Here is a 13,162-nt window from a genome sequence, read left to right on the forward strand (position 1 = left end):
AGCAGAAAACAAATATTCTCAGCCATTGGAGTCGAAATGGCTTGATCCCATCTGGAAAAGCGGGATGGTGAAAGGCGTGTCCTTACCACATGTCCTGGAGCCGTGCCCCAACTTCCCTTTCTCTCCTCCACTTCATGGCAGGTAGCCAGGCAACAACGGAAAAAGTAGGATTGTTAAGGACAAGTCCCAACTCCCCTTTCTCCCTTCCCTTGTGCCGCTAGCTGCAAAAACTTGCATCCAGAGTCATCTAAGGCTGTAGCAAGTAAATGGAAAGCGGGATTGTTAAGGGCTACGAGGCCCTTAACCTGGGGCTTGGGGCTGGGCCCCAACTCCCCTTTCTCCCTTCCCTTGTGCCGCTAGCTGGCGGCGAAAAAACTAGCACCCAAAGCTATTTAAGAGACAGTCGCGACATACCAGAAGAAAAAATTTGGTTAGATATGAGATTTATTGAAACATATTTAAATACGCTGACCATCGATTGCGATATTACCACAGCTTATCCATATTATTTACAGCTACACCTGATATTGGTAGGAAAGTACTAATAGCGGGTTAAGGTCCTGCTGCTTAACTGAGCATCACATTTTACAATACTTTGAGATATACTGATAGCAGAAAAATCCCTAAATAGTCCTGAATGGTCCAGGCTTTATGGCCTGAAAGGAAGACTCATGCGCGCAATAATAAGTGTTGCTAATCGTGAAGGTCTCACAAATTTAGCACGTGATCTGCAGAGTCGTAGTGTTGAGATTTTTTCGACAAGTGGGACGCTCAAAGCCTTGCGCTCCGCTGGCGTTCGGGCGGAATCGGTCAGCGCGCTGACGAATTTCCCTGAGATACTTGACGGGCGCGTCAAGACGCTGCACCCGGCAATCCTGGCGGGTGTTCTGGCAAGGCGCGATGTTAGCAAGCACGAGGAAGAGCTAAAGAAGCATCATATCGTGCCGCTTGACATGGTAGTGGTGAACCTGTATCCCTTTGCCGCGACAATTGCGCGTCCAGAGACCACTCTGCTAGAAGCCCTGGAACAGATCGATATCGGCGGCGTAACGCTTGTGCGTGCCGCAGCCAAGAATTTCCAGGATGTGATTGTGCTGGTGAGGCCAGAAGACTATGCGGATGTTCTCCAGGAGTGGCGTGAGCAGGGCGAAATAAGCCTTGAGACGCGGCGGCGCCTCGCGGCGATTGCCTTTCAACAGACTGCAAGTTACGATACGGCGATTGCCGAATATCTGCGTGTAGCGACTGGCGATTATTTCCCCGATGAGCTCACTCTACCCCTTGAAAGGATTCAGACCTTGCGCTATGGGGAGAATCCCCACCAGCAGGCGGCGTTCTATCGCTGGAACGAGACCACAACTCCGGCCAAATTGGCGACTGTGGCTGAGGCTGAATTCCTGCACGGCAAAGAGCTGTCGTATAATAATCTGCTTGATCTTGATACGGCTCTAGCTACGGTGCAGAGCTTTACCGCGCCAACAGCGGTGATTGTCAAGCATACCAATCCCTGCGGCCTTGCCTGCGGCGATACCCTGCTTGAGGCTTACAAAAAAGCGCACGGGGGCGATCCTATTTCCGCGTACGGCGGGATTATCGGGGCAAATCGTCAAATCGATATTGCGACGGCCCAGGAGATCGAGCAGTTGTTTTATGAGGCAATCATTGCTCCGGAGTATACGCCGGAGGCCCTGGCTCTGCTGCGTAAAAAGAAGAATCTCCGCTTGCTTGCCACGCATCGACCGATAGAGCCATTGGCAATCAATACGCAGTTGCTCTATGGTGGGCGACCCGAAGTGCGCACGGTGAGTGGTGGCCTGCTGATCCAGACGCCCGATGCGATTGGTGGGCGCGAGATCGAGTACCGCGTGGTAACTGATCGCGAGCCTACGCTTGAAGAGGTGACCGATCTTATGTTCGCCTGGAAAGCCGTATCGCAGGTGAAGTCAAATGCTATTGTGCTGGCCCATAAGTTGACCTTAGTGGGCGTTGGTGCCGGCCAGATGAATCGCGTGACAAGTGTGCAGCTGGCTGTGGATAAAGCCGGTCCACGCGCCCGCGGCGCGGTGCTGGCCTCCGATGCCTATTTTCCCTTCTCCGATGGAGTGGAAACCGCGGCTAAGGTCGGTGTGACGGCGATTATTCAGCCTGGCGGCTCGATCCGCGATGAAGAATCGATCCGGATGGCCAATCGTTACGCGATAGCGATGATCTTTACTGGCAAACGGCATTTTCGCCATTGAGGCGCAGGCTTACGTACGAGACAGCTAAACGTTTGCTGTTGCCACTGTGAGATCTTAGCTAGCGAGCAGCGGACAAAAAGAAATGGATACCTACAGACGGTATCCATTTTCTTCTAATTGTATGCAAAATGCCTCTGGCCTGCTCAGGCCACGATCTCGTCCGAGAAGAAGCGTACCCACAGAACAACTACGCCAAGGCCACCAATCAGGGCAAAGAAGCCGACAGCGCCAGCCGGGCCAGCTGCCAGAGCGGGGTCCTTGAACGGGAAGAAGAGGATGAGTGAGAGCCAGGCAAGGGTAAGGGTAGACGTCCAACTGAGCTTTGTGGACTCGGGGGTCGAAGGGTAGAAAAGGTTGTAAAAGAAAATTACAAGGAGACCTATTACCACTACGACCATTCTCAGGTTAGTGGTATCGCTACCGTCGCCCTTCCAGTCTATGACGAGCGTCGATTTAATAAATAGGAAGCAACAGATCCATACCAGAGTGAGGATGACGCCCCAGATAACTTTGCGCATCTCCAAGGGATTTCTCACAATATAAAGCTCCTTTCGAGGAGGGTCTGCTAAATGAAAAAGACCGACCAATAGGCATAGGCATAGTATTACTATGCGCATTCGTATTGTAGTCCTAACGTCGTAATAAATCAACATCTGAGAGCGAGACGCCAGGACTTTCCCATTCTTGGTGTTTCGCCGCCCAAGGGTGGCAAAAAGGAGAGAGATTTTGGGGCTCCGCCCCATTACCTCTCCCCCGGAGAGGGTCCCCCGGTTAAGGGCCAATCCGCTAGGTCGCGGCGCCCCCTTAACAATCCTTTTTTTTTCCACCTGACGGCGCACAGAAGTAAAGAAAGTTGCGCCCTTGTGGCTAGGCTCCGGTGTAGTAAGCGCGGGCAAAGCGCGCTCCCTGCGTGGCGTTATTAATCAAGAGAGCCTTGTTGGCCTCTATGCTCTCGCCGGCGGTAATCTCCGCGACATGCGAGAGGATAAAAGGCGTGGTGGCCGAGCCGCGTATGCCCTGCTCGCGAGCCAGGCGTAGGGCTTGCTGTGTCGCATCCTCTAAGGGCTGGGGATTGAGGGCATATTCTTCAGGGATGGGGCAGGTGACGATCAGGCCCTTTAAGCCACATTCCCACTGCGTGCGCGCAATGGCTGCGACGGTGAGCGCATCATCGACGCGCTGAGCCAGGCGCCGGCCGCTGGAGCGGACGTAAAAGGCCGGGAGCTCATCGGTTTGCCAGCCAAGAACGGGTACGCCCTGCGTCTCTAAATATTCAAGGGTCAGATCAAGGTCGAGAATAGATTTGGCGCCCGCGCAGGTGACGAGTACCGGCGTGCGGCTCAACTCGGTCAGGTCGGCTGAAATATCCATGCTAGCCTCGGCGCCGCGATGGACGCCGCCTATGCCTCCGGTGGCAAAGAAGCGAATGCCGGCCATAGAGGCGCAAAGTACGGTGCCGGCAACGGTGGTTGCGCCAGGCTTTTTTGTGGCCAGGGTTACGGCCAGATCGCGCCGGCTCACTTTCTGTACGCCAGCGGTTGTGCCCAGGCGCACGATCTCGTCTTGTGTTAAGCCAACAATAATATGTCCATCGTGCAGTCCGATGGTGGCAGGCACGGCGCCCTCGGCGCGAATGGCTGCTTCCATGGCCTGAGCTGCCTCAATGTTGGATGGATAAGGGAGCCCATGCGCGATGACTGTTGATTCCAGGGCGACTACTGGCCGCTTTTCGTTTAGGGCTGTCCGAACTTCTTCGGAACAGAGAATATAAGCTGATAGCTGTTCCATGATTCCTCGCTGCCGACAGATGTAAAGCCGGGGTGCAAGCTTGCTAACTCCGGGCCGCGTTGCACGCTACAAGCCATTTCGCCTGGCTGGTCTTCCCAGAGGGGCGCGCATATACTTGCACTTGACATAACTGATGGAAGTCTCCACGTGACGAGAAGTATACAGGAAATGAGAGGGAAAAGGCAAACCCCGTGCAAAGCTATACAGTTTGTCCAGAACGTCCTATCCAATTTGCACGCGCATATTGACACATGCTATATTACGTCCTGGGTCGATTTTGTGAAGAATGGAACAATAGAAGTATAGGAACAAACTCTGGCGACGACTATCCCTTGAAGAAGGGAAGTTAAAATTTGTTCGCAGCTATATTTTATGAAACAAAATGTTTGTTGTGTCGTAGTGCATTCAGGGGGTGCATCGCGTCGTGATTGCCCCAGGGCTTTGCGGTTCGTAAAAAGGGCTTGTTAAGGGGGCGCCGCGATCGAGCGGATTTGAGCCCTTAACTCGGGGCTTGGAGGCGACGTCGCGAGCTAACGAATTGTGCCCCAATTTCTCCTCCCTCTGCTGCAGGCGGATGGCAGAATGACAAAAAGGGAAGGCCCTGGTGTTTGCCCTTCGATGTCTGGTGTTTCTTAGAAGAGTAACTGAATAGGAGCGATATACATGACTTTTGCCAAAAAACTACTTACCACTAGTATCGTTGCGGGCGGGGTGTTGGGAGCGCTGACGGTATTCAATAAGATGACTGCCTCCATGGCCGGCGAGCTGGATACTGTGCTGACCGGCGAGGAGCGCCGCTATCCCTGGAAAGATGGCGACATGTTCTACGAGGTGAAGGGTTCGCGCGAGGCGAAACCGCTCTTGTTAATCCATAGCTTTGGTCCTGGAGCCTCTTCTTACGAGTGGCGCAAGAATATAGATGCGCTGGCGGAACAGTTCCGCGTCTATGCCATTGATCTGCTGGGCTTTGGCCTCTCTGATCGTCCCTCGATTGATTACACTACCGAGACCTATACTGATTTAATTAACGATTTCATTAAAGAAGTTATCGGCAAGCCTACAATCGTTGTGGCCCATGGCCTCACCTGCGCTTATGTGATCGCAAATGCCTATCGCCGTCCCCAGTTATTTGAGCGCCTGGTGCTGGTCTCGCCACCTCCTACGATGCTACAAGAGTCCTATCCTGGCCCTGTCGATAGCGCCTGGAAGTTTGTGCTGCGCCTGCCCGTCATTGGCGAATTTGCCTACAATCTGCTCAATTCGCGCCAGTCTATTCGCAACTACTACGATCAGCAGGGCTACCACAATCCAGGCCTGATCTCCGACGATCTTGTTGAATATGTCTTCACCAGCGCGCACCAGGAGAACTCGCGCTATCCCATTGCATCTTTCCTTAGCAACAACCTGGCCCTTGATGTGCATGAGCCCCTGGCTCGCCTGCAGATGCCCATTCTGGCCCTCTGGGGTCGGGAAGGTATGCTGACGCCTTCGGAGGCGAGTGCGGCCTTCAAGCGGGTTAATCCGCGCGTCGAGGTGCGCATTATCGATAAGGGCAGCTTCCATGTTCAGGAAGAGCAGGCCGCCAACTTTAACTCGGCAGTGCGCGAGTTCGCCGCAGCTACCGTGACGAAGTAGGCTGTTCCGCGCCTTAGAGCTCAGAAGCTTAGCTAAAATGTTCGGGCAAGCCAGCCCTTTGCCCGAACATTCCTGTGTGCTCTACTGCGGCTCTTTGTGCGGATGGCGTGAACTATTTGAGCCGACCCAGGATAGCCCGGGCGATGACGATGCGCTGAATCTGGTTGGTGCCCTCAAAGATCTGGGCGACTTTAACGTCGCGCATATAGCGTTCCACCGGATAGTCGCGCACATAGCCAGCTCCACCAAGAATCTGGACGGCGTTCGTCGTGACTTCCATAGCGCTATCGGTGGCGAAGCATTTGGCCATGGAGGCGTGCATATTGGCGTCCTGCCCCTCATCGACTTTATAGGCAGCCTCATAGACCAACAGGCGCGAGGCTTCGATCTTCATGGCCATGTCGGCGAGCATAAATTGGATGGCCTGAAAGGTGGCGATAGCTTGCCCGAACTGTTTACGTTCGCGGGCATAATCTCGGGCTGTGTTGAAGGCTGCCTGGGCAACGCCGGTGGCAATCGCTCCTATGTTGATGCGCCCACCATTGAGGGTAGCGAGGGCTATCTTCAAGCCCTGTCCCTCGGCGCCTATGCGCTGCTCGGCTGGAAGCTTGCAGTTCTCGAAAATAAGCTCGCGCGTGGGGGATGAGTGCAAGCCCATCTTGCGCTCGGTCTTGCCAAAGCTAAAGCCTGGGGTATCCTTTTCCACGACAAAGCAGCTGATGCCGTTTGCGGCGCTGCGCGCCATAACAAGATAGAGATCGGCCTCGCCTCCATTGGTTACCCACATCTTGGTGCCGTTGAGCACGTAGTTGTCGCCGTCGCGCTCGATCCTGCATTGCAGGCTTGCGGCGTCTGAGCCTGCTTCGGCCTCGCTCAGAGAGAAGGCGCCAAGGAATTTGCCCGAGGCCAGGGCCGGCACCCAGCGCTGGCGCTGCTCTTCGCTGCCAAAGTGGGCAAGCGAGCCAGTGACCATATTGTGGACCGAGAGACCAACGGCGGTGGCCATATCGCCCTGGGCCAGCTCTTCATAGACCAGCGCGCCACTGAGCCGGCTGAGCTCGCTGCCCCCGTATATTTCGGGCGTGGTCATTCCCATCAGCCCTAGCTCGGCCATCTGGGAATAAATTTCGCGTGGAAAGTGATATTCTTCGTCCCAGGCCTCGGCATGTGGGGCGATTTCCTGGGCGGTAAAGCGACGTGCCAGGTCGCGGATATCTGCTTGCTCTTCGTTGAGATCAAATTTCACGGCGTGCTCCTCTTCTGAACCCGGATTCGTGGGTAGTAACTCAAACGTTGAGGCTACCCAATGATACTGTAATCTATTCCCTATTATAGATCAGCGGATGCCCGGATAAGAAGCGAGTGCTATACTGGCTGCCTGTATGGTCCCTGCAAAGAATGGCGGCAGGGCTGGTTTAGCGCGTATCGGCCGGATCGGTTTGATCGCCTGGCTGGCTCCGGGGCCAGGAATCTGGCCTTTCATGCCTCTTGTACCTCTTCCGACTGCTTTGTATTGTTGACCAGATCATGGCTGTGCTATTATCGACGCCTGTTACGAGAGAGCGTGTGACATTTGACCAGCTCACTGCATATGGGGCAGCTGGATGCTGATAGATATAGTTGGTCATGCCTGTGTAGGGATTCCAGACGCGCACGCTCTGGTCCAGGGAGGCTGAGGCGATATACTGGCTATCGGGCGACCAGGTAAGGGCAGTAACCTGTTGTCCATGCGCCGTGTAGGTGATAGCTGGATCAGCTGAGCTATCGTTCAGAGGTTGTACAAGGATAGCATCGTTGCGCAAATTGCCGGAGAGGGCCATATAGCGCCCATCGGGAGAGCAGGCGATCAGGGTCGGGGTACCCCAATCTTTGCTGAAATCCCGATCTAGCAGCGTTTCATTTGATACGATACCCCAGACGCTAGCCCTGCCACCGATGCACATGGCCAGGCAGGCCTCGGCAAAGGCCCCGGAGGCCAGCCATTGGATGGCATCTATCCTCTGGCTGCTTTCCTGACGCGTCGTGAGCAGGGTGCCACTCAGGGCGTTCCAGATATGAATCTGGGCACCATCAAGCGAGGCAATAAATTCGCCGTTGGGTGACCATGCCAGGTCCTTAACGGAAGCTTGGTGTCCTTTGTAGGTGGTGAGCGTCTTGCCTGTCATGCCATCCCAGATTTGTACAGTCTGATCATCGCTGGCGGAGGCGACGAATTGCCCATCGGGCGACCAGCTCACCTTATTGACATGCTCTGTATGGCCGCGATAGATCTGGAGCTGCTCGCCTCCTGCGGCATTCCATACCTGTACTGTATGATCCCAGGAACCTGAAGCGACGAGGGGACGCGAAGGATGCCAGGCAACTGTACTCACTCTCAGTTTATGTTGCTGGTAGACATACAGCGCGCGCGTGACCTGGGTTGGAGCCTGGTAATAATCAGTTATCCCTCCGTATGAAACATCGCTATGTGAACTGGCGGGTAGCTGCTGAAGCACGGCTACGCTTACGCCAAGAGCCAGCAGGCCACCCAGGAAGATGCGGCGCCCGTTCTGTCTTTTCGGGGAGGGTGCGGCAAACTGGCCAGCCTGGATCTGAATCTGGCCGCTGCCGCTGACAGGCTGTGGTGTCCAGTACGTTATGGGTGGCTTATAGAGAGGTGAGGCGGTGCCGCTATAGGCATAAAGTTGGCGAACATATTTGGCCTCAATGCGCTCTAGCTCGCCCAGCACCTCATCAACGCTGGCCGGCCTATCCTCCGCCAGCAACTGCACCATCCTGGCAACCAGCGCCTCCAGCTCTTGGGGCAGGGCCGCATTAGAGCGACGCAACGGCGTGAACTTGAAAGGTGTTTCTGCAGGATCATTGCCAGTTAGCATCGTATGCAGGGTGGCACCCAGGCTGTAGATGTCTGAGCGTGGCGTCGTCTGCGCCTTACCATACTGTTCTGGTGCAGCATACCCCGGCGAGCCAAAGGCGATGGTATCTCGTGCCTGACCGCGCTTAAAGAAGCGCGCGGTGCCAAAATCGATAAGGTAGACCTGCTGATATGGCGTGAGCATGATATTGGAGGGCTTGAGATCGCGGAAAATTACCGGCGGATCATACGTATGCAGATACTGTAATACGTTGCAGAGCTGAATGCCGATAAAGAAGAAATCGCTCAATGAGAGGATACCGCTGCGCGCCTGGAGAAGCGTTTCTAGCGTCTGCCCCTCGATAAAGTCCATAACCAGATACCAGTGTTCAGGATCGGTGAAGTGATCATGAATGTGTGGTAAGTTCATATGTGAAAGCTGAGAGAGGATCTGTACTTCGCGGTTAAAGGTATCTGTCGCGTCGATCATTTCTTGCGCGCTTAAGCCGCGTAGCTTGATCTCTTTGATCGCTACAGGTTTGTTGGTTTGCAGGGCGATGGCCTTGTAGACTGCGCCAAAGCCACCTGTTCCTACCTGTTGAAGTATCTTATAGCCATGTTCGTGCAGGGCTGCCGATCCCGCGCTAACTTCATCCAATGTTAGTGCAAGAGGTAACTGGCAGGCGAAGCAAATTTCTGCCTCGGCCGGATTGGAGGCACCGCAGGACTCGCAGTACACCATGATTTCTCTATCCTTGCTTTACGCAAATATTGCGCCAGGAGAAAAATAATCTGTGCTCTAAAACAAAGAACGCTGCTACGGCTCGAAAAGTTGCGACTCTTATTTAATTATGCCGCTAATAGTTGTTGTTTTCCAGACCTGAATGGAGCGATCCACTCCTGAAGAGGCTACGCGTTCCCCATTGGGTGCCCAGGCAATGGCCATGATATACCCGACGTGACCGCAGTAGGTGTAGACTAGCTTTTTGCTATCCATGTTCCAGATTTCAACCATTTTGTCGTTGCCACCCATGGCCAGGTGCGAACTTACGGGGGACCAGGCCAGGGCATTTTTCATGCTATTGCTCTGGGGTTTAGGTTTAAAGACTAGCTGTCCGGTGAGTGTATCCCAGATGGCAGTGAGGTGATCGGCCCCGGTTGAGGCCAGATATTTGCCATCACATGACCAGGCTAGCTCGTTAATGCGACCCTCGTGCTTGTTTATGGTGAGCGGGCCCCGATGCTGAGTGATCAAGTTAGTCAGCGAGGCGAGAAGCGAGCGCTTCGGCGTCTCCTTGATTGGCTCCCAGAACTGGATTTTTTTGTCTTCGCCTCCGGAGGCGATACGCTTGCTATCGGGGGACCAGGCCAGGGTATAGATCTTGCCGGTATGTCCCGTATAGGTGAAGACGCGCTGACCTGTACTTGCATCCCAGACGTGCACTGTTTTATCAAGCCCGGCTGAGGCAATATAGAGTCCGTTAGGCGACCAGGCTACGGCGCATACGGGTCCGCTATGCTCGGTATAGGTGCGCACAGTCTGTTTGCTTAAGGCATTCCAGACATGGACCGTTCCGTCATCGCTGGCCGAGGCGATGCGCTTGCTATCGGGAGACCAGGCCAGGGCGTTGACGCGTTCCAGATGCTTGTGATAGGTGAGGATGGCGCTGCCCTTTTCGCCTTCCCATAACTGTACTGCCTTATCGTAGCTGGCTGAGGCCAGGATTTTGTTGTCAGGAGACCAGGCCAGGGCGGTGACGCGGCCCGTGTGGCCCGAGCAGACGTAGAGCGTATTTGGTTGTGGGCGGAAAGTAAGCTGACTTGATTGCTTGCCTTTGCTGCCGGTCTTCGTGGGCCGTGGCGCCTGATAGCCAGCTGGCACACGGAAATTGTTTAACGGAACCGTTGTGGTATGCTGGACAGAGATGTTGTGAAGTTCTTTTTTGACGATGGCTGCACTGGCCGGCCGTTTGGTAATTTCCACGCTCACCATGCTCATAATCAACTTATCAAGGCCCGTCAGAGTTGGTTCTGTGAGGCGTAAGGGCGAGAACTGGAAAGGCGTATCTGCCGGGTTCTCCCCAGTGAGCAACTGGTGAAGGGTGGCACCCAGGCTATAGATGTCTGAGCGAGCTGTCGTCTGCGAGCGGCCATACTGCTCGGGAGCGGCGTAGCCAGCTGAGCCCAGGGCGGCCGTGTCTTTGGCCTTGCCAGGCTTGAAGTGGCGCGCGATGCCGAAATCGATAAGGTAGAGATTATCGCCTTGCGTGAGCATAATATTGGCAGGCTTGAGGTCGCGGAAGATGATAGCTGGCTCGCGCGTGTGCAGATAATCGAGCACGGAGCAGAGCTGGATGCCGATCTCCAGGACTTTCTCGATGGGCAATTTGGCGCCGTTGAGCTTGTTAAGATGCTCTTCAAGCGTTTCGCCTTCGATGAAGTCCATGACAAGGTAGAAGCGACTGTTTTCGCTAAACTGGTCATAGATGCTTGGCAGGTTGGGATGCTTAAGATTGGCCAGGAGCAAGGCTTCATTCTTAAAGGCTTCGGTTGCCGCTTGCAATTCCTGCTCGTTTAAGCTATTCTGGCTCATTTCCTTAATTGCCACTACCCGATTGCCAAACTGGGTGTCTGCAGCCCTGTACACGGCCCCGAAGCCGCCACGGCCAGCCGGGCCGAGAATCGTGTAGCGCTGCTTCAAGAGGGAGTGTATATTCAGCAGGCCGGTAAGGGTTGGGCTACTGGCGGCAGGTTGAGGAGACTGAGGGCGCAAAGGTCTACCGCAGGCCCTACAGAACTGAGCCTGCGCCCGATTGGCCGCGCCACATGTATCACAGAAGAGCGGAGAAGAGAGCGACATACCATCCTTCATAAAATATTTGTCTTGCAGTACTATTCCCAACTACACTAGTATAAACGGTAGAGGATGTCAAGGGTTGCAAAAATGGGCCATCAGGTTCCTTGCTACAGCTCGCAGAAGTCCTATTTTTGTCGAAGAAGAAGCTATTTCTGGCATACACTACATGATAGAGAGTGCTATAATAGTCTTGTGTCTATGCAGGATACATGGCATTGCCCAAGAGTTTTAGCACTCCTTCTTGCCGCCGCCTGGCGACAGAAAAACGAGCCCTGGGCTCTGCAATCCTTAAGCTGTGCTGTTTTTTTGAGATGAGGGGACTGCTGGTAATATGGCGAAAAAAATATTGATAATGGATGATGATCCGACAATTGCTGATTTGCTGACTGAAGCACTGGCAGATGAGGGTTACGAGACCTTTATGACAACACAGAGCCTGCGCTTCTACGATGCGGTCATGGAGCATAAACCAGATCTGGTTCTGCTGGATATCATGATGCCTTATCTAGATGGTCGCGATGAGCTCAGGCTTATGCAAATGGGCCTTGACCATAAGATACCGGTAATCGTTGTTACTGCTTTTCCGGGTGCGGCCAGTGAGGCCGAGGAGTTTCGCGAGGCTGGCGTTGTCGAGATCGTCTTTAAGCCGTTCGATCTAGAGAAGCTGGTTGCTCTTGTGAAAAAGACTATTGGAGAACCAGGGGGAAGAAGCGCATGAGTGCTTCAGTTCGTGTGGCCCTTGATGCTATGGGAGGCGACAAGGCACCTTCCGAGACAGTTCTGGGAGCTGTACAGGCCGCTCGTGAGTATGACATGGGGGTCTATCTTGTGGGGCGTGAGGATATCATCAGGGCTGAACTTGCCAAACACGATACAAACGGGCTCGATTTGCCCGTGGTCCATACCGATGAAGTGATTGAGATGGATGAACACCCGGCCAGCGCTGTGCGCCGCAAAAAGAATGCATCCATGCTCCTGGCTCTGCAGCTTGTCAGGGATGGGGCCGCGCTCGGCGCTGTTTCCGCCGGGAATAGCGGGGCGATGATGGCGGCCTCGCTCTTTACCTTAAAGCGCATCCCGGGGGTCGAGCGTCCAGCGCTTGGAGGGGTCTTTCCCACGAAGGTCAATGCGTGTATGGTTATCGATATGGGCGCGAATACTGATTGTAAGCCTGAATATCTTCAACAATTTGCCCTGATGGGCTCCATCTACATGGAGCGAATCTTCAATGTGTCTTCCCCTCGTATCGGCTTGCTGGCTAATGGCGAAGAGGAGTCTAAGGGAAATCAGCAGGTGGTCGAGACACACCAGTTGCTCAAGCGCAGCGCCTCTACCCTGGGCCTTAATTTTATTGGCAATGTGGAGGGACGCGATATCCCTGGAGGGACGGCAGATGTGGTGGTCTGCGATGGCTTTGTGGGCAATGTGGTGCTGAAATTGGGCGAGGGCTTGGGCGAGGCTCTGCTGGATCTGCTGCGCACAGAGATGACGAGCTCGCTGGTCAATAAGCTGGCGGCCGCTATTCTTAAGCCTGGCCTGCGTAAGGTCTTCAAGCGCCTTGATTATGCTGAATACGGTGGCGTACCGCTGCTCGGGGTGAATGGCTCGGCGATTATTTCTCACGGCCGCTCCAACGCCCGGGCGATTAAAAATGCTTTGCGCGTGGCGCGGCAGACATCGGAAAGAGGAGTGGCTAAGGCGATTGGCGATGGCCTTTCAAAATTGAGCGCAGAAGTATAGGTATCGATTCATCTGCTGGCCTTGCCTGCTCCTGCTGACTGCATAAGC

Annotated in this window: 10 protein-coding genes; 5 read left to right on the forward strand and 5 right to left on the reverse strand. The window is 54.4% G+C overall.

Annotated features, from left to right (window positions below):
- Positions 1 to 266 precede the first annotated feature (266 nt).
- Both EPA93_RS35750 and purH read left to right on the forward strand, forming a co-directional pair.
- Positions 267 to 545 carry a hypothetical protein gene (locus tag EPA93_RS35750; protein ID WP_129892101.1) on the forward strand — a complete coding sequence of 93 codons (279 nt, stop codon included), beginning with the start codon at positions 267 to 269 and terminating at the stop codon, positions 543 to 545.
- A 126-nt stretch (positions 546 to 671) separates the two neighbouring features.
- Positions 672 to 2,240: a bifunctional phosphoribosylaminoimidazolecarboxamide formyltransferase/IMP cyclohydrolase gene (purH, locus tag EPA93_RS35755; protein WP_129892102.1), complete on the forward strand. Its 1,569-nt coding sequence runs from the start codon at positions 672 to 674 to the stop codon at positions 2,238 to 2,240.
- 143 nt (positions 2,241 to 2,383) lie between these two features.
- On the opposite strand, the gene EPA93_RS35760 is transcribed toward purH, so the two are convergent.
- Positions 2,384 to 2,776, reverse strand: coding sequence for a hypothetical protein (locus tag EPA93_RS35760; RefSeq protein WP_129892103.1), 393 nt, complete (start codon positions 2,774 to 2,776; stop codon positions 2,384 to 2,386).
- A 331-nt stretch (positions 2,777 to 3,107) separates the two neighbouring features.
- Positions 3,108 to 4,028: a pseudouridine-5'-phosphate glycosidase gene (locus EPA93_RS35765; RefSeq protein WP_129892104.1), complete on the reverse strand. Its 921-nt coding sequence runs from the start codon at positions 4,026 to 4,028 to the stop codon at positions 3,108 to 3,110.
- Positions 4,029 to 4,691: 663 nt separating this feature from the next.
- Here EPA93_RS35765 and EPA93_RS35770 point away from each other — a divergent pair.
- Complete coding sequence (locus tag EPA93_RS35770; RefSeq protein WP_129892105.1) at positions 4,692 to 5,663, forward strand: alpha/beta fold hydrolase; 972 nt, start codon at positions 4,692 to 4,694, stop codon at positions 5,661 to 5,663.
- A 112-nt stretch (positions 5,664 to 5,775) separates the two neighbouring features.
- On the opposite strand, the gene EPA93_RS35775 is transcribed toward EPA93_RS35770, so the two are convergent.
- The 3 genes from EPA93_RS35775 to EPA93_RS35785 all read right to left on the reverse strand — a co-directional run bounded on the left by EPA93_RS35775 (position 5,776) and on the right by EPA93_RS35785 (position 11,377).
- The gene (locus tag EPA93_RS35775) at positions 5,776 to 6,909 is read right to left on the reverse strand and encodes an acyl-CoA dehydrogenase family protein (protein WP_129892106.1); all 1,134 of its coding nucleotides are present in this window, start codon (positions 6,907 to 6,909) and stop codon (positions 5,776 to 5,778) included.
- Positions 6,910 to 7,078: 169 nt separating this feature from the next.
- Positions 7,079 to 9,259 (reverse strand): serine/threonine-protein kinase, encoded by a 2,181-nt coding sequence (locus EPA93_RS35780; RefSeq protein WP_129892107.1) that lies wholly within the window; start codon positions 9,257 to 9,259, stop codon positions 7,079 to 7,081.
- A gap of 99 nt (positions 9,260 to 9,358) precedes the next feature.
- Complete coding sequence (locus tag EPA93_RS35785; RefSeq protein ID WP_165423621.1) at positions 9,359 to 11,377, reverse strand: serine/threonine-protein kinase; 2,019 nt, start codon at positions 11,375 to 11,377, stop codon at positions 9,359 to 9,361.
- A 328-nt stretch (positions 11,378 to 11,705) separates the two neighbouring features.
- Here EPA93_RS35785 and EPA93_RS35790 point away from each other — a divergent pair, with 328 nt between their 5' ends.
- Positions 11,706 to 12,092, forward strand: a complete 387-nt coding sequence (locus EPA93_RS35790) for a response regulator transcription factor (protein ID WP_129892109.1) — start codon at positions 11,706 to 11,708, stop codon at positions 12,090 to 12,092.
- Positions 12,089 to 13,114 carry a phosphate acyltransferase PlsX gene (gene plsX, locus EPA93_RS35795; protein WP_129892110.1) on the forward strand — a complete coding sequence of 342 codons (1,026 nt, stop codon included), beginning with the start codon at positions 12,089 to 12,091 and terminating at the stop codon, positions 13,112 to 13,114. Before EPA93_RS35790 ends, plsX begins: the two co-directional genes overlap by 4 nt.
- The last annotated feature ends 48 nt before the right edge of the window (positions 13,115 to 13,162 follow it).

Source organism: Ktedonosporobacter rubrisoli, assembly GCF_004208415.1.
Classification (GTDB): domain Bacteria; phylum Chloroflexota; class Ktedonobacteria; order Ktedonobacterales; family Ktedonobacteraceae; genus Ktedonosporobacter; species Ktedonosporobacter rubrisoli.

What these genes read in the sequence shown, in the direction of transcription:
- EPA93_RS35790 (WP_129892109.1), top strand. Translation starts at nt 11,706, where the DNA reads ATGGCGAAAAAAATATTGATAATGGATGATGATCCGACAATTGCTGAT.
- plsX (WP_129892110.1), top strand. Translation starts at nt 12,089, where the DNA reads ATGAGTGCTTCAGTTCGTGTGGCCCTTGATGCTATGGGAGGCGACAAG.
- EPA93_RS35785 (WP_165423621.1), bottom strand. Translation starts at nt 11,377, where the DNA reads ATGTCGCTCTCTTCTCCGCTCTTCTGTGATACATGTGGCGCGGCCAAT.
- EPA93_RS35780 (WP_129892107.1), bottom strand. Translation starts at nt 9,259, where the DNA reads ATGGTGTACTGCGAGTCCTGCGGTGCCTCCAATCCGGCCGAGGCAGAA.
- EPA93_RS35770 (WP_129892105.1), top strand. Translation starts at nt 4,692, where the DNA reads ATGACTTTTGCCAAAAAACTACTTACCACTAGTATCGTTGCGGGCGGG.
- EPA93_RS35750 (WP_129892101.1), top strand. Translation starts at nt 267, where the DNA reads ATGGAAAGCGGGATTGTTAAGGGCTACGAGGCCCTTAACCTGGGGCTT.
- purH (WP_129892102.1), top strand. Translation starts at nt 672, where the DNA reads ATGCGCGCAATAATAAGTGTTGCTAATCGTGAAGGTCTCACAAATTTA.
- EPA93_RS35765 (WP_129892104.1), bottom strand. Translation starts at nt 4,028, where the DNA reads ATGGAACAGCTATCAGCTTATATTCTCTGTTCCGAAGAAGTTCGGACA.